We start from the raw sequence: 24,463 nt of genomic DNA, 5'->3' as shown, positions 1-24,463 counted from the left end.
CAGCACGGGGTCCACGCTCTCACGCGCGCCAGTCGAGGGGGACGTGTCTGTCCCGGTCCCAGGGCCGCTCCCAGCCCGCGAAGTGCAGGATCCGATCGATCACCCCGGCGGTGAAGCCCCAGACGAGTGCCCCCTCGACGCAGAACGCGGGGCCCTGGTGCCCGCTCGGGTGGAGGGCGGTGGCCCGGTTCGCCGGATCCGTCAGGTCCGCCACCGGAACGGTGAAGACCCGCGCCGTCTCGGCCGGGTCGACCGGTGCGACCGGGCTGGGCCGGTACCACCAGCCCAGCACCGGGGTGACGACGAAACGGCTCACCGGGATGTAGAGGCGGGGCAGCACGCCGAAGATCTGCACCCCGGACGGGTCGAGACCGGTCTCCTCCTCCGCCTCGCGCAGCGCCGCCCGCAGCGGCCCCTCGCCTTCCGGATCCCCGTCCTCCGGATCTAGCGCCCCGCCGGGGAAGGACGGCTGTCCGGCGTGGGAGCGCAGCGACCCCGACCGCTCCATCAGCAGCAGTTCGGGGCCGTGGTCCCGCTCTCCGAAGAGGATGAGCACGGCCGACTGGCGACCACCGTGCGGCGGCGGCAGGAAGCGGCTGAGCTGTCCGGGCTCGACAGTCTCCGCGGCACGGGCGACCGGCAGCAGCCAGTCGGGCAGGCCCTGCGTGCTGACGGTCACCCCGCCGCCGAACGTGCTCGTCACTCGGCGGCTCCCAGCGGTGCGGCCGGCTTGCCGGGGTAGTCCGGCGGAGGGCGCAGCCGCTGCCCCGGCTGCCCGCCCATCTCGTACTTGAGCAGTTTCCTCGCCTTGTCCGGATCGGTCTCGCCCTCCCCGTAGGCCGGGCAGAGCGGTGCGATCGGGCAGGCGCCGCAGGCGGGCTTGCGGGCGTGGCAGATGCGGCGGCCGTGGAAGATGATCCGGTGCGAGAGCATCGTCCACTCGCTCTTCGGGAAGAGCGCGCAGACCTCCGCCTCGACCTTCTCCGGGTCCTCCTGCTCGGTCCACTTCCAGCGCCGCACCAGCCGCCCGAAGTGGGTGTCGACGGTGACGCCCGGGACGCCGAACGCGTTGCCCAGGACCACGTTCGCCGTCTTGCGGCCGACGCCCGGCAGCGTCACCAGGTCCTCTATACGGCCCGGAACCTCACCGTCGAAGCGGTCCCGGAGCGCGGCGGAGAGGCCGAGGAGCGACTTGGCCTTGGCCCGGAAGAATCCGGTGGGCCGGATGAGCTGCTCCAGCTCCTCCGGGTCGGCGGCGGCCAGGTCCTCGGGGGTCGGATAGGCGGCGAACAGCGCGGGGGTCGTCTGATTGACGCGCAGATCGGTGGTCTGCGCGGACAGCACGGTGGCGACGAGGAGCTGGAAGGGGTTGTCGAAGTCCAGCTCGGGGTGGGCGTACGGGTAGACCTCGGCCAGCTCGCGGTTGATCCGGCGGGCCCGGCGAACGAGGGCGAGCCGGGATTCGGGCTTGGCGCCCGGCCCGCTGCCCGCGCCGACGGCCTTGGCCGACTCCGCCGCCTTGACCGACTCCGACGCCTTGGTGGATTTGCCCCGTTTCACGGCTTTCTTGGCGGCGCCAGGCAGATGTTCGCCCACAGCAGAATTACGAGCCCCACTCACCCGTCCGGCCCCCTTGCCCTGTGCTCTCACCGGCGTATTGGACACCCGGCCAGCGTAAGCCCAGGGACCGACATCCGGCCCGGCCGCACGAAATAGGCCCCCCAATCGGACCCCTGCCGTACGGTCCCTTGCACCGGTGCGTCAAACTTGTGATTGATCGCACTGTTTTACCGTCCGGCATCATGGAGACCACGGTCCCCTGTGCATGTCGACAAGGAGAGATCTCGTGGACGACGTTCTGCGGCGCGCCCCGCTTTTCGCGGCGCTCGATGACGAGCAGGCCGCTGAGCTGCGCGCCTCTATGGGGGAGGTCACCCTCGCGCGTGGGGACGCGCTCTTCCACGAAGGTGACCCGGGCGACCGCCTGTACGTGGTCACCGAGGGCAAGGTGAAGCTGCACCGCACCTCTCCCGACGGCCGCGAGAACATGCTCGCCGTGCTCGGCCCCGGCGAGCTGATCGGCGAGCTGTCGCTCTTCGACCCCGGCCCGCGCACCGCCACCGCGACCGCGCTCACCGAGGTGAAGCTGCTCGGCCTCGGCCACGGCGACCTCCAGCCCTGGCTCAACGCCCGGCCCGAGGTGGCCACCGCGCTGCTGCGCGCCGTGGCCCGGCGGCTGCGCAAGACCAACGACCAGATGTCCGACCTGGTCTTCTCCGACGTGCCCGGCCGGGTGGCCCGCGCGCTGCTCGACCTGTCGCGCCGCTTCGGCGTGCAGTCGGAGGAGGGCATCCACGTGGTGCACGACCTGACCCAGGAGGAGCTGGCCCAGCTGGTCGGCGCCTCCCGCGAGACCGTCAACAAGGCGCTCGCGGACTTCGCGGGCCGCGGCTGGCTGCGCCTGGAGGCGCGGGCCGTGATCCTGCTCGACGTCGAGCGCCTGGCCAAGCGGTCGCGCTGACGCGGGGTCGTCTCCGACCCGGTTGACACATGAGGGGCCCCGCCATCGGCGGGGCCCCTCACACGTCTCCGGCGCGCCTGCGGGCCCGGGCCCGCAGGGCCCCGCACGGCCCGCACGGCGGCCACCCGGCCCAGATCAGGCCGCGCGCTCGCAGATCCGGCTCAGACCAGGCTGTCCTCGCGCAGATCCGGCTCAGATCAGCCTGTCCTCGCGCAGATCCGGCTCAGATCAGGCCATGCTCGCGCAGATAGTCCAGCTGCGCGCGCACCGACAGCTCCGCCGCGGGCCACAGCGACCTGTCCACGTCCGCGTAGACGTGGGCGACGACCTCCGGCGCCGTGCGGTAGCCGTCCTCCACGGCCGTCTCGACCTGTGCCAGCCGGTTCGCACGGTGCGCGAGGTAGAACTCCACCGCGCCGCGCGCGTCGTTCAGCACCGGCCCGTGGCCCGGCAGGACCGTGTCCACTCCGTCGTCCACCGTCAGCGAGCGCAGCCGCCGCAGCGAGTCGAGGTAGTCGCCGAGCCGGCCGTCCGGGTGCGCGACGACCGTCGTACCGCGCCCCAGCACCGTGTCGCCGGTGAGGACGGCGGCATCGGCCGGCAGGTGGAAGGAGAGTGAGTCGGCGGTGTGTCCCGGGGTCGGGACGACCCGCAGCTCAAGCCCGCCTGTCGTGATCACATCACCCGCACCCAGGCCCTCGTCGCCGAGCCGCAGCGCCGGGTCCAGGGCCCGTACCCGGGTGCCCGTCAGCTCCGCGAAGCGCGCCGCGCCCTCCGCGTGGTCCGCGTGGCCGTGGGTCAGCAGCGTCAGCGCCACCCGTTTGCCCGCGCGTTCGGCGGTGTCGACGACTGCCCTCAGATGCCCCTCGTCGAGCGGCCCCGGGTCGATGACGACGGCGAGATCGGAATCGGGTTCCGCGACGATCCAGGTGTTGGTGCCGTCCAGCGTCATCGCGGAGGGATTGGGCGCGAGTACGCATACGGCGCGGGCGGTGGCGGGGCCGCCGACGGCGCCGCCGCGCGGCTGTCCGGGCAGCGAGGCTGCGTACGTCATGTGGCCTGGCCACCCTTCTCGACGCGCTTGGTGAACTCGTCGTGGCCGGGCCAGCTCAGCACCAGTTCCCCGCCCACCAGGTCGGCCCGCGCCAGGACGGGCGTCAGATCGCGGCCGGCCGCGGCGCCGAGTGCCTCGGCGACCGTGCCGTACGGCGCGACCTCGCGCAGCGTGGAGATCGTCGGCGGCATCATCAGCAGCTCGCCCCTGTCGTAGCCGTCCGCCGCGTCCCGCGGCCGGATCCACACCGTACGGTCCGCCTCGGTGGAGGCGTTGCGCGTACGCTGCCCCTCCGGCAGCGCGGCCACGAAGAACCAGGTGTCGTAACGGCGCGGCTCGAACTCCGGGGTGATCCAGCGCGCCCAGCTTCCGAGGAGGTCGGATCGCAGGACGAGCCCCCGGCGGCCCAGGAAGTCGGCGAACGACAGCTCCCGGGCGACGAGCGCCTCGCGGTCGGCCTCCCAGTCGTCCCCCGTGGTGTCGGCGACGACCGTGCCGGGGGTCGGCCCGGCGAGCAGCACGCCCGCCTCCTCGAAGGTCTCCCGTACCGCCGCGCACACCACGGCCTGCGCGGCGGTCTCGTCGGCGCCGAGGCCCAGCCGCCGCGCCCACAGGGCCCGGCTGGGCCCGGACCAGGCCACTTCGCCCTCGTCACGCGGGTCGACCGAGCCGCCGGGATACGCGTACGCGCCCCCGGCGAAGGCCATGGAGGCGCGTCTGCGCAGCATGTAGACGGCCGGGCCGTCGGCCCCGTCCCGCAGCAGGAGTACGGTGGCCGCCCGGCGCGGCGCGACCGGGGTCAGCTCACCGTCGGCGAGCGCGCGGATGCGGTCTGGCCACTCGGGGGGATACCACTGGCCATTGGTCCCGTGGGTCGTGGACGACATGGCCGGATGCTATGCGGTTACGCGCGGATGTTCGAGGGGGACCTGCCCCCGCGGCTCCCCGCGGCTCCCGGCGCCTTCCGGTGGCGCGCCCGCAGGCACGCCGATCCGCGACCTCAGTCCGCGACCTCGAACTGGAACTCGACCTCGACCGGCGCGTCCAGCGGCAGCACCGCGACGCCCACCGCGCTCCGCGCGTGCACGCCCTTGGCCCCCAGCACCTCGCCCAGCAGCTCGCTCGCGCCGTTGATCACGCCCGGCTGCCCGGTGAAGTCCGGAGCCGAGGCGACGAAGCCGACCACCTTGACCACACGGACGATCTTGTCGAGGTCGACGACCACCGACTTCAGGGCGGCCAGGGCGTTCAGCGCGCACGTGCGCGCCAGCTCCTTGGCCTCCTCCGGGGTCACCTCGGCGCCGACCTTGCCGGTCACGCCCAGCTTGCCCTCGACCATCGGCAGCTGGCCCGCGGTGTACACGTACGCACCCGTACGGACCGCCGGCACGTACGAGGCGAGCGGCGCCGCGACCTCCGGCAGGCTCAGCCCGAGTTCGGCGAGCTTCTCCTCGACCGCGCTCACGGCTTCTCCCGCTTGAGGTAGGCCACCAGCTGCTCGGGGTTGTTCGGGCCCGGCACGACCTGGACCAGCTCCCAGCCGTCCTCGCCCCAGGTGTCCAGGATCTGCTTGGTCGCGTGCACGAGCAGCGGCACGGTCGCGTATTCCCACTTGGTCATGGTGCTGACTGTAATGCCTCTCTCCTGGGGGCTGGTGCGTACTCCTCGCGGCGACTGGCTAGGCTCCGCCATGTGAGCAGGTTCCATGTCGTCAGTGGCAAGGGCGGAACCGGCAAGACCACGGTCGCCGCCGCACTCGCGCTGGCTCTCGCGAGCGAGGGCAGGCGCACCCTCCTGGTCGAGGTCGAGGGCCGCCAGGGCATCGCGCAGCTCTTCGAGACGGAGGCGCTGCCGTACGAGGAGCGGAAGATCGCGGTCGCGCCGGGGGGCGGCGAGGTCCACGCCCTGGCCATCGACCCCGAGTTCGCGCTGCTCGACTACCTCCACATGTTCTACAAGCTGGGGTCGGCCGGACGCGCGCTGAAGAAGCTGGGCGCGATCGACTTCGCCACCACGATCGCCCCGGGCCTCCAGGACGTCCTGCTGACCGGGAAGGCGTGCGAGGCGGTGCGCCGCAAGGGCCGGGACGGCCGGTTCGTCTACGACTACGTGGTCATGGACGCGCCGCCGACGGGCCGGATCACCCGCTTCCTGAACGTCAACGACGAGATGGCCGGGCTCGCCCGCACCGGCCCGATACACCATCAGGCCCAGGCGGTCATGGGGGTTCTCAAGTCGCCGCAGACGGCCGTCCACCTGGTGACGCTGCTGGAGGAGATGCCGGTCCAGGAGACCGCGGACGGCATCGCCGAGCTGCGCGCCGAGGACCTGCCGGTCGGCGGGGTCGTCATCAACATGGTCCGGCCACCGGTCCTGGACCTCGCGGCCGTCGAGATCGCCGCGAACGGACGGCGCACGGCCATCGCCAAGGCCCTGTCGGGGGCTGGGCTCGGCGGCGCGCGCCGCGGCGGGCTCGCGGAGCGCCTGGTCGACCCGCTGCTGGAGCAGGCGCGCGAGCACGCGGAGCGGGTCGCCCTGGAACACGCGCAGCGGGCGCAGCTCGCCCAGTCGGGCCTGCCGAACTACGAGTTGGAGCTGTTGAGCGACGGCGTCGACCTGGCCGGGCTGTACCGGCTCGCGGCCGACCTCCGTAAACAGTGGCCGGAATAGCCGCGGCCGGATCCGATGCGAGGGATGGCGCCCGTACGGTGTGAGCAGCTGTCCGTACGGTAGGAGGAGTGTCCGTACGGTATGAGCGGGACGCGCGGGGCGGGCCGTGCGGGAGAAGGTGGGCGGCATGACCATGGACACGGCACCCCGGCTGGAGACCGACACCCTGCTGGACGATCCGCAGACCCGCATCGTGGTGTGCTGCGGTTCGGGCGGCGTCGGCAAGACGACGACGGCCGCGGCGCTCGGCGTACGGGCCGCGGAACGCGGCCGCAAGGTCGTCGTCCTCACCATCGACCCGGCCCGGCGGCTCGCGCAGTCGATGGGCATCGGCTCCCTGGACAACACCCCGCGCCGGGTGAGCGGCATCGACACGGCCGCGGGCGGCGAACTGCACGCGATGATGCTCGACATGAAGCGCACCTTCGACGAGATCGTCGAGGCGCACGCGGAACCCGAGCGGGCCCGCGCCATCCTGGCGAACCCCTTCTACCAGTCGCTGTCGGCCGGTTTCGCGGGCACGCAGGAGTACATGGCCATGGAGAAGCTGGGCCAGCTCCGGGCGCGCGACGAATGGGACCTGATCATCGTCGACACGCCGCCGAGCCGGTCGGCGCTGGACTTCCTCGACGCGCCGAAACGGCTCGGCTCGTTCCTGGACGGCAAGCTGATCAGGCTTCTGACGGCGCCGGCCAAGGTCGGCGGCCGGGCGGGGCTGAAGATGCTCAATGTCGGCATGTCGATGATGACCGGGGTGCTGGGCAAGCTGCTGGGCGGTCAGCTGATGCGTGACGTGCAGACCTTCGCCACCGCGATGGACACCATGTTCGGTGGGTTCCGCACCCGCGCCGACGACACGTACCGGCTGCTTCAGGCGCCCGGTACGGCGTTCCTGGTGGTGGCCGCCCCGGAGCGGGACGCCTTGCGGGAGGCCGCGTACTTCGTCGAGCGGCTGTCCGCGGACCGGATGCCGCTGGCCGGGCTGGTGCTGAACCGGGTGCACGGCAGCGGCGCGGCCCAGCTCTCGGCGGAACGGGCGCTGGCGGCCGCCGAGATGCTGACGGATCGTCCGGCGGAGGAGGCGGAGGAGGCGCACGAGACGGCTGCCGACACCCGAACGGCCGACGCAGTAGAAAATCTTGGCGAACACCGCATTGTCGATCGCTTCGCCGGGAAGGTTGAAGGGCGGAACGCCACGGCCCTGGAGTCCGACCCGGATCCGGCCGCCGCTCCCGACGACGACTCCCCCACGTCAGCGGAGCAGCTCGCCGCGGGGCTGTTGAGGCTGCACGCGGAGCGGATGCAGGTGCTGGCGCGTGAACAGCGCACGCGTGACCGCTTCACGGCTCTGCACCCCGAGGTGCCGGTGGCCGAGGTGGCCGCACTCCCGGGCGATGTGCACGACTTGGCGGGGCTGCGGGCGATCGGTGAACGCCTCGCGGTCCAGCTGGAGGAGCAGCGCGCCGGTTGAGCCGGCGGTCCTTGGCCCGTTGAGCCGGCGGTCCCTGGCCCGTTGAGCCGGCGGTCCCTAGCCCGCGGCAGCGAAGCTGCCGAACTCTTCTTCGTCTTCGACGGTCAGGATGCCCGCGCCGCGCTCGTACTCGCTGCGCGCGGTCTCCAGCAGTCTCCGCCAGGAGGTGACCGTCGGCCGGCGGCGCAGCAGCGCCCTCCGCTCGCGCTCGGTCATTCCACCCCACACGCCGAATTCGACGCGGTTGTCCAAGGCATCGGCCAGGCACTCGGTGCGCACCGGACAGCCCGTGCACACCGCCTTGGCTCTGTTCTGTGCCGCGCCTTGGACGAATAGTTCATCCGGATCGGTAGTGCGGCAGGCGGCCTGCGCACTCCAGTCGGTTACCCAGCCCATGCTGGCGCCGTCCTCTCCCGAATCGAGGCTCCCCCACGGCGACAAACGGCATATTCACCGTCGCCGGTTCAGGACGTTACGGAAGGCAGGCAGGGTGCAACAGCCCCTGCGGGCCCAATCTTGAATGGCCCGAACGGACTATGCGTACGCGGCAGATCACCCAACGGAGTGAGCTGGCGACATCACGGACATTCCCGACATAACGGGATGGCTCACGTGCGCCACAGGGGGCATTCGGCACCACACCCCACCAATTCGGGCAAGTCTCATCACTCACTTGAGTGATGAAGAGGGTGAAGCGAAGTCGCACATCTGTGGCTGGCGTGAAACAGCGTATGCGAACACGTGGCCCCCTGTCCGGCGATTCGGCACGTAGGCTTCGGCCATGGGTAAGAAGCGCTCGGGCGGGGGCCTCTCCACCACACAGCAGGCCGCGAAGTTCCTCGGCGTCAGCGTGCTCTCCGGCGCCGTGCTGGCGGGCCTCGCGCTGCCCGCCGTGGGAGCGCTCGGGCTGGCCGCCAAAGGGACCGTCGAGGAGTTCGACGAGATTCCGGCCAACCTCAAGACCCCGCCGCTCAGCCAGCGGACCACCATCCTCGACGCCGAGGGCGGCGAGATCGCGAAGGTCTACTCACGCGACCGCACCGAGGTGCCGCTGAAGAAGATCTCCCCGTATCTGCGCCAGGCGATCGTCGCGATCGAGGACGCGCGCTTCTACGAGCACGGGGCTGTCGACCTCAAGGGCGTGCTGCGCGCGCTCAACAAGAACGCGCAGGGCGGCGGCATCTCCGAGGGCGCCTCCACACTCACCCAGCAGTACGTGAAGAACGTCTTCGTCGAGGAGGCGGGCGACGACGCCGACGCGGTCCGCGAGGCCACCCGGCAGACCATCGGCCGCAAGATCAGGGAACTGAAGTACGCGATCCAGATCGAGAAGGAACTCGGCAAGCCGCGCATCCTGCAGAACTACCTGAACATCACCTTCTTCGGGCAGCAGGCGTACGGCGCCGAGGCCGCCTCCCAGCGCTACTTCAGCAAGCACGCCGAGGGCCTGAAGCTGGAGGAGGCGGCGCTGCTGGCCGGCCTCGTCCAGTCACCCAGCCGCTACGACCCGGTCAACGACCCGCGCGAGGCGACCCTCCGCCGCAACACCGTGCTGCAGCGCATGGCGGACGTGAGGAACATCTCCCAGGCCGAGGCCGACAAGGCGAAGAAGAAGCCGCTCGGCCTCAAGGTCAGCAAGCCCAAGAACGGGTGCATCACCGCCGTGGACGGCGCGGGCTTCTTCTGCGACTACGTCCGCGAGGTCTTCCTCAAGGACCCGGTGTTCGGCAAGACCCGGGAGGACCGGGCCAAGCGCTGGAACCGGGGCGGCCTCAGGATCCGTACGACCTTGGATCCCAAGGCCCAGAAGTCGGTGCAGAAGGCGATACGCGACAAGGTCTACGCGAGCGACGAGGTGGCCACCGCCGTCACCCTCGTCGAGCCGGGCACCGGCAGGATCGTGGGCATGGGCCAGTCGCGGCCCTACGGCTTCAAGGGGAACGAGACCCCGATCAACCTGTCCGTGGACAAGGACATGGGCGGCGGCGTGGGCTACCAGCCCGGCTCGACCTTCAAGCCGATCGTCGCGGCCGCCGCGCTGGAGCGGGGGGTGAAGCCCTACAAGTCCTACCCGTCGCCGTACCGCATGCCGTACCCGAGCCCGGTGCGGACGTGCGACGGCTCGTGGAGCGGCAGCGACTCCGTGGCGAACGAGAACACCACGGAGGTCGGTCCGTACGGCATGAGGGAAGCGACGGCCAAGTCCGTCAACACCTACTACGTGCAGCTCATCAGCGACATCGGCGTCTGCCCGGTGACCACGCTTGCCGACCGGATGGGCGTGGCGCGGGCCGACGGCAAGAAGCTGGACCAGGGCCCGGCGATCGCTCTCGGCACGCAGGAGATGTCCCCGCTGACGATGGCCACCGCGTACGCGACCTTCGCCAACCGCGGCGTCTACTGCACCCCGGTCGCCATCGAGTCGATCACCGCCCCCGGCGGCAAGGAGCTCAAGGTCCCGCAGACCGAGTGTTCCCGCGCGATGTCGCAGAAGACGGCCGACACCGTCACCACGCTGCTCAAGGGCGTAGTCGAGGACGGCACCGGCCGGGAGGCGGGGCTCAGCGGCCGGGCGAGCGCGGGCAAGACCGGCACCACCGACGAGCGCTACGCCGCCTGGTTCGTGGGCTACACCCCGAACCTGGCCGGCGCGGTGTGGGTCGGCGACCCCCGGCACGAGCGCCGGATGGTGGGCATCAGCATCGGCGGACGCACGTGGGACAAGGTCTTCGGCGGCAAGGTGCCCGGCCCGATCTGGCGCGAGGCCATGGCGGGGGCGCTCGAAGGCAAGCCCGCGCCGGGCTTCGTGACCGTACCGATCAAGGACCCGGCGCAGAAGAAGCCGCCCCGCGACGGCCGCGGGGACGACAAGCCGGGCGGCAACGGAAGCGGCGGAAACGGCGACCCGTGGCCGGACGTCACCATTCCCCCGGACCTGATCGGCGGCACGGACGGCGGCTGGGACCCGCGCGACATCCTCGGCGGCAACGGGAACGGCGGCGGACACGGCCGCAGACCGCGATAGGGCCTGCGGCCTCACCCGGGCCGGACCCGCGCCTCGCGCCTTCGCGCGCTCGCACGACACGGTGTACGCCGTACGCAGTACGGGCGCCCGGCGCGGGCGAGGGCGACGGGCCCTGCGCCCCGGCGCCCGGCCGGGTGACGGACGCTGCCGGGCGACGGCCGACGGCTTACTGGGCCTGGGCGACGGCCAGCGGCTGACGCGCGCCCGGCGCGGCGGCGCAAGGTGCGGCGCAAGGCGAGACGCGATCCCCGAGCCCGGGCGGCCCGAGGCCGGAAACGAGGCCCGGACCGGACCGTGCCCGGACAATGCGTAGCCGAGTCGGGCTGGGGCCCGGGCCACCGCCACAGGGCCCGGCCCCGAGCAGCGGGGCCGGAGCGAGGGACGGGCCGTGGCCCTGGCAAGGGATGGGCCCGGCCCCGAGCGGCCCCGGCGCCCGGTCCGGCCTCAGCCCGTCAGCCCGCGAGTCGGCGCTTGACCGCGGCGGCGACCCGACCGCCCTCCGCGCGTCCGGCGACCTTCGGGTTCACGATCTTCATCACGGCGCCCATGGCCCTGGGCCCCTCGGCGCCGCCCGCCTTGGCCTCCTCGACCGCCTCCGCGACCAGCCCGTCCAGCTCGTCGTCCGTCAGCTGCTTCGGCAGGTAGTCGGCGAGCAGCTCGCCCTCCGCCCGCTCCCGCTCGGCCTGCTCCGCCCGGCCGCCCTGCGCGAACGCCTCCGCGGCCTCGCGGCGCTTCTTCGCCTCGCGCGCGATGATCTTCTCCACCTCGGCGTCGGAGAGCTCACGGGCGGCGTCGCCCGCGACCTCCTCCTTCGCGATCGCGGTGAGAGTGAGCCGGAGAGTGGAGGAGCGCAGCTCGTCGCGCGCCTTGATCGCCGCGGTGAGGTCGTCGTGCAGCTTGGACTTGAGCGTGGTCATGGCCATGAGTCTGCCAGCCCTGGCCGGTAATCACCCGAAGATTTCGTCCACCGCGGGGGTCTGCGACGATGGGACGCATGCGCGCGCGATACGGAGTACCCCTGGGAATCACGGCGGTCGGCGCCGCCGGCCTCGCCTATGCCGCCGGTTTCGAAGTCCGCTCCTTCCGGCTCCGACGGGTCTCGGTGCCCGTACTGCCGCGCGGAATGCGACCGCTGCGCGTTCTCCAGGTCTCCGACATCCATATGGTCGGCGGCCAGCGCAAGAAGCAGCGCTGGCTGCAGTCCCTCGCCGCGCTGCGCCCCGACTTCGTCATCAACACGGGCGACAACCTCTCGGATCCGGACGGCGTGCCGGAGACGCTGGACGCGCTGGGCCCGCTGATGGAGTACCCCGGTGCGTACGTCTTCGGCTCGAACGACTACTACGGCCCCAAGCTCCGCAACCCGGCCAAGTACCTGATGGAGAAGGCCACCGGGCGGCACGGCCTGAACGGCAACCCGCCGGCGGTCGGCGCGATCCACAACCCGTGGGAGGACCTGCGCGACGCCTTCGACACGGCCGGCTGGGTCGGCCTGTCGAACACGCGCGGCCGCCTCAAGCTGGACGGCCTGGAGATCGCCCTGACCGGCCTGGACGACCCGCACATCAAGCGCGACCGATACGGCGAGGTCGCGGGCGGCCCCGAGTCGGACGCGGACCTCTCCCTGGCCGTGGTCCACGCCCCGTACCTGCGCGTCCTGGACGCCTTCACCGCCGACCGCTACCCCCTGATCCTCGCGGGCCACACCCACGGCGGACAGCTGTGCATCCCCTTCTACGGGGCGCTGGTCACCAACTGCGACATCGACACGAAGCGGGTCAAGGGCCTCTCCACCCACCAGGCCGGCGGCCACACCTCCTACCTGCACGTCTCCGCGGGCTGCGGCACCAACCGCTACACCCCGGTCCGCTTCGCCTGCCCCCCGAGGCCACCCTCCTGACCCTGACCCCCCGCGACTGACCCATCCGGCCGACCCCACCCGACCGACCCGACCGACCCGGCCGACCCGATCTGACCTGCACAAGCAGGCGCGAAAACCGGATTTCGTCTCTGGCTCCGCGTGGGCTAAAGTAGAGCTCGTTGCACCGGGGTGTAGCGCAGCTTGGCAGCGCGCTTCGTTCGGGACGAAGAGGTCGTGGGTTCAAATCCCGCCACCCCGACTGGTGAAACACCAGGTCAGGGGCCTGATCCGCTCAGCGGGTCGGGCCCCTGACCCGTTTCCGAGGGCCTCTTGGGAGAAATCTGGGAGAAGATCTTGGTCGGCTTCTCCCAGACACGTGGTGTCGGGTGAGAGTGGTCTGCGCCACACACGGAGGCCCAAATCTTCACGTTCGCGAACTAGCTTCGCCCCGACCGTCCTTGGGGGTCATTCACGGAGCACGACTCCGCCGCTGAAGCAGCCAGGGCCTCGGAGCCGGAGCCGATGCCGACTGTGGCCGTCTTCCTATAACCCGGAGTCAGCCAGGCCGAGTGGCAGCACCGCTCAGTGCGACGTCGCCTTCGGATGGTTCCCGCTCAGCGGCATGGCCTGACCCGCCGCTGCCCTGGCGTCGCAGGTCCACCACGGCCAGGACCGCGCGCTCCACTGCGAGCACCGACGCGAGCACGACAGCGGCCACCACGCCCCACCCCACATCGGGCAGCCACAGCAGCGCCATCGAGATCGAGCCGCCGAGGGCCGAGGGCAGTACCCACCACAGGAGTGCCGCGAGGGTCAGCGCGGCGGTGACCGACGCGATGGTGGTCAGCACGATCCGGCGGCGGGAGCGAGAGCCAGCCGCCGCGCGCCGTCCGGGCAGGCAGCGCAGGGCGGGAGCGGCCACGCACAGGAGAAGCACCGCGGCGAGACCGGCCGTGGCCCACGGCAGGACGATGGCGAGCGGGTCGGCCGACGTGGTGCCGGGGGCCACGCCGGACAGCATCCGGGCCGCCCCGAACGCCGCGTCGCCGAACTCCTTGGCCCGCAGCGGGTGGTAGGCGTTCTGTAGGACGATCACGGCCCGGTCGGTGTCGGGCAGCATGACGACCATGGCGTGGTGGCCGGGCAGTGCTCCGTCGTGCCAGACCATGCGCTCACCCGTGCCCTTGAGCGTGCCGACCGACCAGCCGAGGCCGTAGCGGTCGGCGCTGCTGTCGACGTGCCCGCGCTGGGTGTCGGCCGTGCCCTTCGCCGAGAGCACCCGCCGGCCGTCGAGCCGGCCGCCGCCGAGTTCGGCGCGGACGAACCGGGTCAGGTCCCGCAGGGTGCCGCCCACATGGCCGAAGGGGACGCCCGAGGTGTCGTAGGGCGCGTCGAACCGCACAGGGGAGCCGAAGACGAAGCGGTGACCGGGCGCCACCCGCTCGCGTTCGAAGTCCCGTTCGGTGGCGACGGCGTGGTCCATGCCGAGCGGGTCGAGGACCCTCTCGTGCAGGTACGTCCCGAACGGCTGTCCCGAGACCTCCTCGACCAGCGCGCCGAGTACGGCGTATCCGGCGCTGGAGTAGGCGAAGGAGTCGCCGGGCGCGGTGGCCGGAGCGATCTTCGCGAGGTCGCGGGCCGCGTCGGCGAGGGCGCCCGGAGCGTTGTCGTAGCGGTCCCCGATCTCGCCGGAGGCGGAGGTGGGGATGCCGCTGGTGTGGGTGAGCAGGTGCCGGACCGTGATGCGGCCGGACACGTCCGGGTCGGCGAGCCCGAACCAGGGCAGGTACGTCCGCACCGGCGCGTCGAGGTCCACGCGGCCCGCCTCCACCAGCTGCATCACAGCCAGGCCGGTGATCGGCTTGGACACCGAGCCCCACAGGAAGGGCGTGTCCGGCGTGACGGCCCGGCCCCGGCCGTCCTCACCGAAGCCCCGCTGGTGCACGACGCGGCCGTCCTCGATGACGGCGAACGCGGCACCCGGCGTGTCCGTCGCCTCAAGCCGGCCGCGGACGAACGCGTCCACCTCCGACCAGCCCTCCGCGTCGGCGGCCGTGATGGACGACACCGCACCCGCCGGCGCCGCGGACCACGATCCCGTGCCCTCGGCTGCCGCGACGGGTGTAGCGAGGCCCGCGACCGCACCTGCCGCGAGCACCGCCCGCACCAACTTCCCCAGCCCTGTGCGCGATCGGCGCCCTCGCGCCCTCACTAACGATGCCATCTCTGCGGCCCCCTGGTCCGTGTCTCCCGTTTTTACCATACGAACATATGGTTAAAGAGATCCGCAAGGTCCGGCGGCAGCTACCCTGACGACATGCCGAAGGTCGTCGATCACCAAGCCAGGCGCATCCAGATCGCCGACGCCGTACAGAAGTTGATCACCGAACAGGGACTCGACCGGGTCACCATGGCGCGTACCGCCGCCACAGCCGGCGTCTCCGTCGGCCACGTGCAGCACTACTTCCCGACCAAGGACGAGATGCTGCTGTTCACCCACGAGCGCGTCGTGCAGAAGATCCTCGACCGGGTCTCGGCGCTCCGGGACCGCGCCACGCTCCAGCAACTGCCGATCCGCGACGTGGTCACCGAAGGACTCGCCCAGTGGCTCCCGGTGGACCCGCGCCGCCGATCGGCACATCGAGTCGTCCTGGCCTTCCTGGGCCGCACCGTCGACAATCCACGCCTCGCCCACGCCCACGCCGAGACCGGCCGACTCATCCGCTCGATGCTCGCCACGGCCATCCGGAACGGCAAGGAGTGCGGCGAGGTCCGTGACGAGACCGATCAGGCGCTCGCCGCCCTCGAACTCCACGGCCTGGTCGAAGGCCTGGCACTTCAGCTCGGCTCCGACGCCGACCCCGACGCCGCCGCCTCCCGCGCCGCCCTCGGCCTCGTCACGGCACGCGTCCAGGCTGTGTTCCCCGGCCGCTGCCGCCAGTACGAGTGACCCGTCGCCTGCGGGTCACTCCTGTGACTCGAAGTGGAAGGCGTTGATGTAGCAGTCGCGCGGCTGCTGAATGGCGAAGGTGATGCAGTCGATCACCGACTGCGCGGCCAGGGGGTCGTGCGCACCGCGCGGAGTGGCGTTCCATTCCGGGGACAGCGGGTCGCGGGCGCTGTCGAAGTCCGGCGGAAACAGGGAGATCACGCGCACGCCTTGGGGCCGCAGGCGGCGGGAAAGGGCTTCGGTGAAGCCGCGTTGGGCGTGCTTGGCGGCGTAGTACGCCTCGTGGGCTCTGGGGTGCTGAGCGCCGGGCACGCCGCAGGCGGACACCATGGTGACCACGTCGGGGCGGTCGGAGGCGAGGAGGAGGGGCAGCAGGTTCTTGGTGACCAGGATGGTGCCGGTGCCGCCCGAGGCGAGGGTGTCGGCCACGTCCTCGTCGGAGGCCGACAGCAGGTCGGGGCCTTCCAGCCAGCGGGCGCCGTTGTTGATCAGGACGTCGACGCGGTCGGTGCGTTCGGCGACCGCCGTGGCGAAGGCGCGGATCGCGGCGGGGTCGGTCAGGTCGCAGGCGAAGGCGTGGACCTTCTCGTGGCCGCGGTCGAGGATTTCGGCGCGGGTGCGTTCGGCCGCTTCCAGGGTGCGGGCGGCAAGGAGGACTTCGGCGCCGAGGCCGGCGAAGTGGTGGGCGAGGGCGCGGCCGAAGTCGCGGCCGGCGCCGGTGATGACGATGCGGCGGTCGGTGAGGTGCATGGCACGACAGCCTGCTACCTCAACCTGAGGTGAGGTCCAGTCTGTGTGCCCCGCATCACGGCCCGGCGCCGCGCCCGCGGCCCTGGTACGCCCCCGGCGTGTGTCCGAAGGTCCGGCGGAAGACGTCGATGAAGCGCCGAGGCGAAGTCGCGGGCTCCCCCGGTCACATTCATCCGGCGCGGTCCGTCATAGCAGTGACAGCCTGAAGATCTCGAAAGGAAGACCGGCATGGAAGCACGTTCGACCGCCACCGAGAAGCCGCTGCGTTCGCGGATGTCCGACCCCGCCGAGCTCGTCCCCGAACTCGCGGAGGTGAGCGCGTCGCTGTTCAAGGCCACCGGCAACCAGACGGTGCCGCGGACCACGATCGGCCTCGTCCACCTGCGCGCCGGCCAGATCGTCGGCAACACCTACCTGACCATCATGCACTCGGGGAACCTGCGCAAGGCCGGCGAGTCCGAGGAGCGGATCGCCGCCGTGGCGTCCTGGCGGGACGCGCCGTACTTCACCGATGCCGAGCGTGCCGCGCTGGCGCTGGTGGAAGCCGTGCTCCAGCCGTCCGCGGACGGCGAGCGGGTCTCCGACGAGCTGTACGCCCATGTGTCCGAGCACTACGACGCGAAGGCGCTCGCCACCCTGACGATCGCGATCGGGCAGATCAACTTCTTCGTCCCCCTCGCCGTCATCGGCAAGCCGCTGCCCGGCAAGTCGTTCGCGGAGCAGTGGACGTAAGACGACATCGATTCCTGGCCGCCCTCCCGGACGCCGCCCTGGACACCGTCCTCGGAGCCGGCTGCCGCAGGGGCGGCGGCCAGGGCCGATGCCTCCTATTACAACCCGCCATCGGTTGCTCAGGGCACTTTTCCTTTGGCATGCCCCGGCAGGCAATATGGCGCCATGTCTAACCTCCGCTCAAACATCGTCTCCTGGCTGACCCGCAAGTATTTTTCAAGACTCCAAAAGAACGGCAGCCTGGACCTGTCCAAGATGTCGTTTCTGCCGGAGTCCACGCTGATGCCGCTGCGGCGCGAGGGCGTCAACCCCGTCCCCGCCCTGGCCGCGCGGCGCGCCAAGGAGCCGATCAGCCCGCTTTCCCTGCCTTTTGGCATGAATGGCTGGCTTGTGACGGGATACGCCGAATGCAAGGCGGTGCTCGGCAAGGCGGGGGACTTCAGTACGGACTTCGCCAACCTCGCGGGAAATGCCGGAATCTCGGCGCAGCAGAATCCCGGCGGCCTCGGCTTCAGTGATCCACCGGTACATACGCGATTGCGGCGCCTGCTGACCCCGGAGTTCACGATGCGCCGGCTGAGCAGGCTCACTCCCCGGATCCACGAGCTGGTGGAGGAGCGGCTCGACGCGATGGCGGCGGTGGACGGGCCGGTGGATCTGGTGGCGGAGTACGCGTTCCCGATCCCCTCCCTCGTCATATGCGAGCTGCTCGGGGTGCCGTACGAGGACCGCGAGGACTTCCAGCGGCTGAGCACGGCGCGCTTCGACCTCTTCAGCGGGGCCGGCGCCTCCTTCGGGGCGATATCGGACTCGCTGTCATATCTGCGGGACATCGTCAAGAAGCAGCGCGAGAACCCGGGCGACGGGTTGCTGGGCATGATCGTGCGCGAGCACGGCGACGCCATCGACGACGAGGAGCTGACGGGGCTGGCCGACGGGGTGCTGACCGGGGGCCTGGAGACCACCGCGAGCATGCTGGCGCTCGGCACGCTCGTCCTGCTCCAGCACCCGGAGCACTTCGCGTCGCTGCGCGATGAGGACGACGTGGTGGACGACTTCGTGGAGGAGCTGTTGCGCTACCTGACCGTCGTGCAGGTGGCGTTCCCGCGCTTCGCCAAGGAGGACGTGGAGATCGCGGGCACCACGATCTCGCGCGGCGACCTGGTGCTCTGCTCGCTCAGCGGCGCCAACCGCGACGAGGGGCTGGGCCCGGACATGGAGCGCTTCGACCCGCACCGCGCCGGCCCGTCCCACCTCGCGTTCGGACACGGCATCCACCGGTGCATCGGCGCCGAGCTGGCCCGTATGGAACTGCGCGCGGCACTTCCCGCCCTTGTACGGCGCTTCCCGCACATGCGCCTCGCCGTCCCGCCGCACGAGTTGTCGTTCCGGAAGCTCTCCATCGTCTACGGCGTCGACGAGCTGCCCCTGCTGTTGAAATAGCCGCCGCGGCGCAGACAGCGGCGGAGACAGCGGCGGAGACAGCGGCGGAAATTGGCGCCGCTGGGGCCGGTCACCAGCGCTCGGCCAGGTGCTCACGGCCGGCCGGAGGCTCGTACGGCTCCGGCCAGAAGTCCGTGATCGTCTGGATGCGCCCGTCGGGCGCCGCCGTGAAGAAACCTATGCCCTGGGTCTCCTCCTCACCGATGGTGAAGCGGATCCAGGACACCGCCTGGTCGCCGTCGGCGACGATCCGCTCGACCTCCAGGCTCCACTCCCCCGGGTACTCGGCGTTGAAGCGGACGACGTTCTCCCGGCCGGTGACCCGCTCGCGCGTCTGCGGCAGCTCGTAGCGGACATCGGCGGCGAGCGTGGCCGCGAAAGCGTGCCAGTCCCGTGCCTGGGCCGTCGCCCAATACGTCTCGACGGTCCTGCGTATGTCGCCCATCGATCCTCCGCTCGGTGTGTGCGCCTCGACTCCGCACCGAGTGTGCCCTGCCCCACTGACACATCCCGTGCCGGAGGCCCGCCTGGCTAGGGGCGAGTGGCCTTCAGGGAGTACATCAACGGCACACGCGGACGGTCGGCGGGCAGCCGGAAGTAGCCGTCGTCGCCCCGGCGCAGCGACTCGAAGCGCTGGAAGAGCGTCATGTCGTGCTCGTGGAGGAACTCGATGCGCAGCCCGGCAGCGGCGAGCGCGGAGACGACGTCGCCGAGCGGGTGCTGCCACTGGACGTTGCGGTTGTTGACGGTCGCCGCGTCGAAGTCCGTGTACGTCCCCGGGGTCTCGTCGATCCACGGCTCGCGGCTGAAGTAGTCGTGGGCCACGCGGGAGCCGGTCTCGTAGTCGAGGGCGTCGGTGACGGGATGGAACTCGGCGAGGTAGAGGAAGCCGCCGGGGGCCACGAGGTGGGCGGCGGTCTCGGCCCAGCGGCCGATGTCAGGGAGCCAGCACAGCGCGCCCCCGCCCGTGTAGACGATGTCGTACGAGGGGTCGGGCACGGCCTCGGCGGCGTCGTAGACGTCGGCGGCGACGAAGGAGGCGCGGTCGGGGCCGAGGCCGAGTTCGGCGGCCAGTTCGCGGGCGGTCTCCACGGCCGGTTCGGAGAAGTCGAGGCCGACGACGTGGGCGGCGCCGTGCCGGGCCCAGGAGAGGGTGTCGAGGCCGAAGTGGCACTGGAGGTGGAGGAGGGTGCGGCCGCTGACGTCGCCCACCTCGGCGAGCTCGAAGTCGCGGAGGCTGTCCTCGCCCCGGCGGAAGGCGTCGAGATCGTAGAAATCGCTGGCGACGTGTATCGGAACGCGCTCGTCCCACATCGCGCGGTTGGCGTCGCGCCAGTCGTCGGGGGGCGAAGGTCTGTGCATGTGCGGGAGGTTATCCACAGGTACGGGCCGACACCAGCGAGTTGTGCGCGCGTCGGCGCAGAATGGGGGCATGGCTGAGAGCACAGAGTCCATGCCGGACTGGGAGAAGCGCTTCAGGGCGCCGCGTGTGGGGCTGCCGGACTGGGCGGAGGACGCCCCGGACCACGCGCTGTTCGTCTCGAACGCGACGGGCACGTTCGAGTTGTACGCGTGGGACCGGGCGACGGGCGCGCAGCGGCAGGTGACGGACCGGCCGAACGGCACGACGGGCGGCGTGCTGACGCCGGACGGAGAGTGGATCTGGTGGTTCTCGGACACCGACGGGGACGAGTTCGGGGTGTGGATGCGGCAGCCGTTCACCGCGGCGGCCGGGGACGGCGCGGACGGTGGCGATGACGGCGGCCGCGCGGGAGTGGACGAGGCGGCCGTGCCTGGCCTGGCGGCCTCGTACCCGGCCGGGCTGGCGCTCGGGCGGGACGGGACGGCGGTCGTCGGGCGGTCCACGGACGAGGAGGGATCGACGATCCATGTCGTGCCGGCCGGTGGCGAGCCGCGCGAGATCTACCGGCACCGGGAGTCCGCCGGGGTCGGCGACCTGTCGCACGACGGCACCCTGATAGCGATCGAGCACACCGAGCACGGGGACGCGATGCACTCGGCGATCCGGGTCGTCCGCCTCGACGGCTCCCCGGTCGCGGAGCTGGACGACACCGAGCAGGGAACGGAGGAGCTGGGTCTTTCGGTGATGGGCTTCGCGCCGGTCTCCGGGGACGCGCGGCTGCTGGTCGGCCACCAGCGGCGCGGCCGCTGGGAGCCGATGGTGTGGAACCCGCTGACGGGCGAGGAGACGGCGCTGGCGATCGACCTGCCGGGGGACGTGGGCGCCGAGTGGTATCCGGACGGGACCGCACTGCTGGTGGAGCACGGCTACCAGGCGCGCAGCGAACTGTGGCGGTACGAACTGGCGTCGGGCGAGCTGATCCGGATCGAGACCCCGACCGGGACGATATCGGGGGCGACGGCCCGGCCGGACGGCGCGATCGAGTTCCTGTGGTCGTCCGCCGCCGAGCCGCCGCAGGTGCGGTCGACCAGCGGGCGGACCGTGCTCGACCCTCCGGGCTTCACGGCGCCGGTTTCCGTTCCCGTGGCGGACATATGGGTCGAGGGGCCGGGCGGCGCGGTGCACGCGCTGGTGCAGAAGCCGGAGGGCGAGGGGCCGTTCCCCACGGTCTTCGACATCCACGGCGGACCCACCTGGCACGACAGCGACGCGTTCGCGGCGGGACCGGCGGCCTGGGTGGACCACGGGTTCGCGGTGGTACGGGTGAACTACCGCGGCTCCACGGGATACGGCCGGGCGTGGACGGACGCGCTCAAGCACCGGGTCGGGCTGATCGAGCTGGAGGACATCGCGGCCGTCCGGGAGTGGGCCGTGGAGTCAGGGCTGGCCGACCCGGCGCGACTGGTGCTCGCCGGCGGGTCATGGGGCGGCTATCTGACCCTGCTCGGCCTCGGCACGCAGCCCGACGCGTGGGCGGTGGGCCTGGCGGCGGTGCCGGTCGCGGACTACGTCACGGCGTACCACGACGAGATGGAGGCGCTCAAGGCGATGGACCGCACGCTGCTCGGCGGGACCCCGGAGGAGGTGCCGGAGCGGTTCGAGGCGTCGTCTCCGCTGACCTACGTGGACCAGGTGCGGGCGCCGGTCTACATCTCGGCCGGGGTCAACGACCCCCGCTGCCCGATACGCCAGGTCGAGAACTACGTGGAGCGCCTGGAGCGGCGCGGCGCCGTCCATGAGGTGTACCGCTACGACGCCGGGCACGGCTCGCTCGTCGTCGAGGAGCGGATCAAGCAGCTCCGGCTGGAGATCGAGTTCGCCCAGCGTCATCTGCCCCCGGCGCCGGGTCCTCGGGCGTGATGCCGAGCTCGATGTCCCGGGCCGCCTCCGCCTCCCGGCGGAAGAGTCGGAACCACATGAAGACGACAAAGCCCGCGAAGACGAACCACTCACCGGTGTAACCGAGATTCTGGAACGCCTTGAGGTCCAGTCCGGTGCCTTCGGCCACAGCCGGGGGCACCGGGCGGAGGGCCCCGGGCGCCGAGGAGGAGGTGATCCAGGCGTCGTACACGTCGTACGGCACCAGATTGACCAGCGAGGCCGCGCTGATCATGCCCAGCTGGCCGCGCGGCAGGCCGCCGCCCGCGTGCACGCCGTCGGTGCCCTGGTTCTCGGACGACTGCAGGGGACCGGTCACCGTCACCTGACCCGATGGCGGTGCGGGCACCTCGGCACGGCGGGCCTTGTCGTCGGCGTCGCCGGGCAGCCAGCCCCGGACCACGGGCACCGCTGTGCCGCCACCGCCGTCCGTGCGCAGCAGGGTGAGCACGTAGAAGCCGTTGCGGTCGTCGAGGCGGCGGTCGGGGACGAGGAACTGGCGCTCCGGGTCGTACCGGCCGGTGACGGTCGCCTGCCGGCCGGAGGTGTCCTTGCTGACCGGCAGCAGGTCGCGCAGCGGCGCGGCCGGGACCTTCTCCACGTCGGCGGCGTGGTCCTGCTGCTCCTGGTGCGAGTCGACGCGCGCCTCGAAGCGGCTGAGCTGCCAGCTGCCCATGACGAGGCACACCGGGATGGCCAGCACGGCGAACACGTTGATCGCCCACCAGCGGGGCGTCAGCAGAAACCGATACACACCACCACGGTACGGGCCGCCCCTGGCGGCGCCGTACGGACCCCCGGCAGCAGCCGGTCCGCGCAGCGCGGCCAGGGCGGCGCGCCGGTGAAGGGTCAGCCCGCCAGCAGTCCCGTGCGGTAGACGGTTCCGGCGCAGGCGCTGGAGAGGACCGTGCTCGCGGTCGCCGGGGCGCCGATGGCCGGCGTGTAGTTCAGCAGCACGCTGGCGTCCGGCTGGCCCCCGCCGTCGCCGGTACCGCCGGTGGTGTCGGTCTCGCCGCCGGTGGCGGGCTCCTCCTGGGGCGGGGCGCCCGTGCCGCCGTCCGGGGTGGGATCGGGGGTGGGCGAGGCGCCGGCGCTGGAGCAGCCCGTGGTTCCGCCGCCCGCCGCCGGGATCCAGGCGAACTTGACCTCGTAGGCCTGGCCGGGCTGGAGGATGAGCTGGTTCGTCGTGGTGGAGGGGTCCGGCAGCTGCGCGGCCGCGTCGCCCGCCGTGTGGTCGACGACCGCGATCCGCGTACCGTCGGCGCTGCCCTGGGCGACGGGGCTGACCGCGCCCGCGCCGTCGACGGTGCAGGCGGCCGAGGAGACGTTCACGACACGGAAGGAGCCGTAGACATGGCCGTTGGCGTCGGCCGCACCGGCTGACGCGCCGCCGTCGCCGAGCTGCGCCCGGGTGCACACGGGCGAGGTGGCGCTGAGCGTGCCGGAAGGGTTGGGGCCGGGACCGCTGGAGTCGTCCTTCGGGTCCTCGTCCTTGTCGGCCTTGTCCTTGTCGTGTCGGCCCTTGTCGCCCTTCTCCCTGTCCTCCGGGCGGGAGGGCTTGCCGGTCTCCTTGCCGTCGCTGCCCTCGCCGTGTGCTCCGCCCTGCACACCCGGGGTGCGCTCGCTGCTGGCCGCGTTGGCGGGCCGGTCGTCGGAGGCGTTACCGGTGGTGGCCACGTGCACCAGGGCGGGCATGGCGGCACCGCCGAACACCACGGCCGCGGCGGCGCCGACCAGAGCCTGGCGGCGGCGGGTACGGCGGGCGGGGACGGCGCGGCGCAGGTGGTCCAGCGCGTCGGGTGAGGGGTCGATGTCGTCGACCGCCCCCCGCAGCAGCCGCCTCAGTGCCAGCTCGTCGAGCTCGTCCGGCTCGTCGGGTACGCCCGCCCCCGCATCGGTCGCGGCCGTCTCCGGTACACCGACGTCGTCCGGTACACCGGCGTCGTCCGGTTCCGCGGCCCCGGCCGTCTCCGGCGGGGTGCCGGGCCCGGCCGTCTCCGGCGGGGCGTGGTCGTGGTCATGACGCCGGTCGGGATCTTCCGCGCCCGGCCGGTGGTTCTTGTGGTTCATGCCGGAGCCTCCATGGCGACGCGAAGCGCCGCGATGCCGCGCGAGCCGTACGCCTTCACCGAGCCGAGCGATATCCCGAGGGTCTCGGCGACCTGGGCCTCGGTCATGTCGGCGAAGTAGCGCAGCACAAGGACCTCGCGCTGGCGGCGCTGCAGTCCCTTCATCGCCTTGATCAGTTGGTCGCGCTCGAGCTGGTCGTAGGCGCCTTCCTCCGCGCTCGCCATGTCCGGCATCGGCTTGGACAGCAGCTTGAGCCCGAGGATGCGGCGGCGGAGCGCGGAGCGGGACAGGTTGACGACGGTCTGCCGCAGATAGGCGAGCGTCTTCTCCGGGTCGCGGACCCGCCTGCGTGCGGAGTGCACGCGGATGAACGCCTCCTGTACGACGTCCTCGCAGGACGCGGTGTCGTCGAGGAGCAGCGCCGCGAGACCGAGCAGCGACCGGTAGTGGGCGCGGTAGGTCTCGGTGAGGTGGTCGACTGTGGTGCCCACTGCCATCGCGTCGTCAGTTTCCCCGCGTTGGGACGGAAGCTGCGCAGGGCGGGCGGTGGACCACGGCGCGATCACCGGCATACCGCCCGACGTGCGGGGACGCGAAGGCTGCAGTGCCGCGCGG

General features: G+C 71.8%; 23 protein-coding genes, 1 tRNA gene and 1 pseudogene. 10 read left to right on the top strand and 15 right to left on the bottom strand.

Annotated elements, in window-relative coordinates:
• Positions 1-19: 19 nt before the first annotated feature.
• Together Q3Y56_RS19160 and nth are read right to left on the bottom strand one after the other, a co-directional pair.
• Positions 20-703, bottom strand: coding sequence for a CoA pyrophosphatase (locus Q3Y56_RS19160; protein WP_304463115.1), 684 nt, complete (start codon positions 701-703; stop codon positions 20-22).
• Positions 700-1,584 (bottom strand): endonuclease III, encoded by an 885-nt coding sequence (nth, locus tag Q3Y56_RS19155; RefSeq protein WP_304465683.1) that lies wholly within the window; start codon positions 1,582-1,584, stop codon positions 700-702. Before nth ends, Q3Y56_RS19160 begins: the two co-directional genes overlap by 4 nt.
• A gap of 262 nt (positions 1,585-1,846) precedes the next feature.
• On the opposite strand from nth, the gene Q3Y56_RS19150 reads away from it, so the two are divergent.
• On the top strand, positions 1,847-2,521 hold the full coding sequence (locus Q3Y56_RS19150) for a Crp/Fnr family transcriptional regulator (RefSeq protein ID WP_003981529.1): 675 nt from the start codon (positions 1,847-1,849) through the stop codon (positions 2,519-2,521).
• A gap of 223 nt (positions 2,522-2,744) precedes the next feature.
• Here Q3Y56_RS19150 and Q3Y56_RS19145 read toward each other — a convergent pair whose 3' ends face one another.
• The 4 genes from Q3Y56_RS19145 to Q3Y56_RS19130 all read right to left on the bottom strand — a co-directional run bounded on the left by Q3Y56_RS19145 (position 2,745) and on the right by Q3Y56_RS19130 (position 5,195).
• Complete coding sequence (locus tag Q3Y56_RS19145; protein ID WP_304463114.1) at positions 2,745-3,575, bottom strand: MBL fold metallo-hydrolase; 831 nt, start codon at positions 3,573-3,575, stop codon at positions 2,745-2,747.
• Positions 3,572-4,462, bottom strand: coding sequence for an NUDIX hydrolase (locus Q3Y56_RS19140; RefSeq protein ID WP_304463113.1), 891 nt, complete (start codon positions 4,460-4,462; stop codon positions 3,572-3,574). The genes Q3Y56_RS19145 and Q3Y56_RS19140 overlap by 4 nt, the downstream gene beginning before the upstream one ends.
• 113 nt (positions 4,463-4,575) lie before the next feature.
• Positions 4,576-5,040: a RidA family protein gene (locus tag Q3Y56_RS19135; protein WP_304463112.1), complete on the bottom strand. Its 465-nt coding sequence runs from the start codon at positions 5,038-5,040 to the stop codon at positions 4,576-4,578.
• Positions 5,037-5,195, bottom strand: coding sequence for a DUF4177 domain-containing protein (locus Q3Y56_RS19130; RefSeq protein WP_019992579.1), 159 nt, complete (start codon positions 5,193-5,195; stop codon positions 5,037-5,039). Before Q3Y56_RS19130 ends, Q3Y56_RS19135 begins: the two co-directional genes overlap by 4 nt.
• Positions 5,196-5,267: 72 nt before the next feature.
• Here Q3Y56_RS19130 and Q3Y56_RS19125 point away from each other — a divergent pair, with 72 nt between their 5' ends.
• Positions 5,268-6,245, top strand: a complete 978-nt coding sequence (locus Q3Y56_RS19125; protein ID WP_304463111.1) for an ArsA-related P-loop ATPase — start codon at positions 5,268-5,270, stop codon at positions 6,243-6,245.
• Positions 6,246-6,372: 127 nt separating this feature from the next.
• Positions 6,373-7,716, top strand: a complete 1,344-nt coding sequence (locus tag Q3Y56_RS19120) for an ArsA family ATPase (RefSeq protein ID WP_304463110.1) — start codon at positions 6,373-6,375, stop codon at positions 7,714-7,716.
• Between the two features lie 57 nt (positions 7,717-7,773).
• Here the strand turns inward: Q3Y56_RS19120 and Q3Y56_RS19115 are convergent, their stop codons facing one another.
• Positions 7,774-8,112 carry a WhiB family transcriptional regulator gene (locus tag Q3Y56_RS19115; protein WP_304463109.1) on the bottom strand — a complete coding sequence of 113 codons (339 nt, stop codon included), beginning with the start codon at positions 8,110-8,112 and terminating at the stop codon, positions 7,774-7,776.
• Between the two features lie 385 nt (positions 8,113-8,497).
• On the opposite strand from Q3Y56_RS19115, the gene Q3Y56_RS19110 reads away from it, so the two are divergent.
• Complete coding sequence (locus tag Q3Y56_RS19110) at positions 8,498-10,741, top strand: transglycosylase domain-containing protein (protein WP_304463108.1); 2,244 nt, start codon at positions 8,498-8,500, stop codon at positions 10,739-10,741.
• A 452-nt stretch (positions 10,742-11,193) separates the two neighbouring features.
• Here the strand turns inward: Q3Y56_RS19110 and Q3Y56_RS19105 are convergent, their stop codons facing one another.
• Positions 11,194-11,658 carry a GatB/YqeY domain-containing protein gene (locus tag Q3Y56_RS19105; RefSeq protein WP_304463107.1) on the bottom strand — a complete coding sequence of 155 codons (465 nt, stop codon included), beginning with the start codon at positions 11,656-11,658 and terminating at the stop codon, positions 11,194-11,196.
• Between the two features lie 77 nt (positions 11,659-11,735).
• On the opposite strand from Q3Y56_RS19105, the pseudogene Q3Y56_RS19100 reads away from it, so the two are divergent.
• Positions 11,736-12,661, top strand: a pseudogene (locus Q3Y56_RS19100) (metallophosphoesterase).
• Positions 12,662-12,787: 126 nt separating this feature from the next.
• Positions 12,788-12,861: transfer RNA gene (locus Q3Y56_RS19095), tRNA-Pro, on the top strand.
• 297 nt (positions 12,862-13,158) lie between these two features.
• Here the strand turns inward: Q3Y56_RS19095 and Q3Y56_RS19090 are convergent.
• Positions 13,159-14,670, bottom strand: coding sequence for a serine hydrolase (locus Q3Y56_RS19090; protein WP_304463106.1), 1,512 nt, complete (start codon positions 14,668-14,670; stop codon positions 13,159-13,161).
• A gap of 249 nt (positions 14,671-14,919) precedes the next feature.
• Between Q3Y56_RS19090 and Q3Y56_RS19085 the strand changes: the two genes are divergently transcribed.
• Entirely contained in the window at positions 14,920-15,552 is a 633-nt protein-coding gene (locus Q3Y56_RS19085) for a TetR/AcrR family transcriptional regulator (protein ID WP_304463105.1), read from the top strand.
• Positions 15,553-15,567: 15 nt separating this feature from the next.
• Here the strand turns inward: Q3Y56_RS19085 and Q3Y56_RS19080 are convergent, their stop codons facing one another.
• Positions 15,568-16,302 (bottom strand): SDR family oxidoreductase, encoded by a 735-nt coding sequence (locus Q3Y56_RS19080; RefSeq protein ID WP_304463104.1) that lies wholly within the window; start codon positions 16,300-16,302, stop codon positions 15,568-15,570.
• A gap of 228 nt (positions 16,303-16,530) precedes the next feature.
• Here Q3Y56_RS19080 and Q3Y56_RS19075 point away from each other — a divergent pair, with 228 nt between their 5' ends.
• Entirely contained in the window at positions 16,531-17,034 is a 504-nt protein-coding gene (locus tag Q3Y56_RS19075) for a carboxymuconolactone decarboxylase family protein (RefSeq protein ID WP_304463103.1), read from the top strand.
• Between the two features lie 165 nt (positions 17,035-17,199).
• On the top strand, positions 17,200-18,477 hold the full coding sequence (locus Q3Y56_RS19070; RefSeq protein ID WP_304463102.1) for a cytochrome P450: 1,278 nt from the start codon (positions 17,200-17,202) through the stop codon (positions 18,475-18,477).
• 70 nt (positions 18,478-18,547) lie between these two features.
• On the opposite strand, the gene Q3Y56_RS19065 is transcribed toward Q3Y56_RS19070, so the two are convergent.
• On the bottom strand, positions 18,548-18,922 hold the full coding sequence (locus tag Q3Y56_RS19065) for a nuclear transport factor 2 family protein (protein ID WP_304463101.1): 375 nt from the start codon (positions 18,920-18,922) through the stop codon (positions 18,548-18,550).
• 86 nt (positions 18,923-19,008) lie between these two features.
• The gene (locus Q3Y56_RS19060; protein ID WP_304463100.1) at positions 19,009-19,839 is read right to left on the bottom strand and encodes a bifunctional 2-polyprenyl-6-hydroxyphenol methylase/3-demethylubiquinol 3-O-methyltransferase UbiG; all 831 of its coding nucleotides are present in this window, start codon (positions 19,837-19,839) and stop codon (positions 19,009-19,011) included.
• A gap of 91 nt (positions 19,840-19,930) precedes the next feature.
• Between Q3Y56_RS19060 and Q3Y56_RS19055 the strand changes: the two genes are divergently transcribed.
• A complete protein-coding gene (locus Q3Y56_RS19055) occupies positions 19,931-21,760 on the top strand; it encodes a prolyl oligopeptidase family serine peptidase (protein WP_304465682.1) in 1,830 nt (609 codons plus the stop codon).
• Here the strand turns inward: Q3Y56_RS19055 and Q3Y56_RS19050 are convergent.
• From Q3Y56_RS19050 to Q3Y56_RS19040, 3 genes are all read right to left on the bottom strand, one after another.
• A complete protein-coding gene (locus Q3Y56_RS19050) occupies positions 21,690-22,532 on the bottom strand; it encodes an SURF1 family protein (protein ID WP_304463099.1) in 843 nt (280 codons plus the stop codon). The two genes, Q3Y56_RS19055 and Q3Y56_RS19050, sit on opposite strands and share 71 nt — an antisense overlap.
• A 95-nt stretch (positions 22,533-22,627) precedes the next feature.
• Positions 22,628-23,848: a DUF4232 domain-containing protein gene (locus Q3Y56_RS19045; protein WP_304463098.1), complete on the bottom strand. Its 1,221-nt coding sequence runs from the start codon at positions 23,846-23,848 to the stop codon at positions 22,628-22,630.
• Entirely contained in the window at positions 23,845-24,420 is a 576-nt protein-coding gene (locus tag Q3Y56_RS19040) for a SigE family RNA polymerase sigma factor (protein WP_304463097.1), read from the bottom strand. Before Q3Y56_RS19040 ends, Q3Y56_RS19045 begins: the two co-directional genes overlap by 4 nt.
• Positions 24,421-24,463 lie beyond the last annotated feature (43 nt).

Source organism: Streptomyces sp. XD-27, assembly GCF_030553055.1.
Taxonomy (GTDB): Bacteria; Actinomycetota; Actinomycetes; order Streptomycetales; family Streptomycetaceae; genus Streptomyces.
This window is presented reverse-complemented; position numbering and strand designations above follow the sequence as displayed.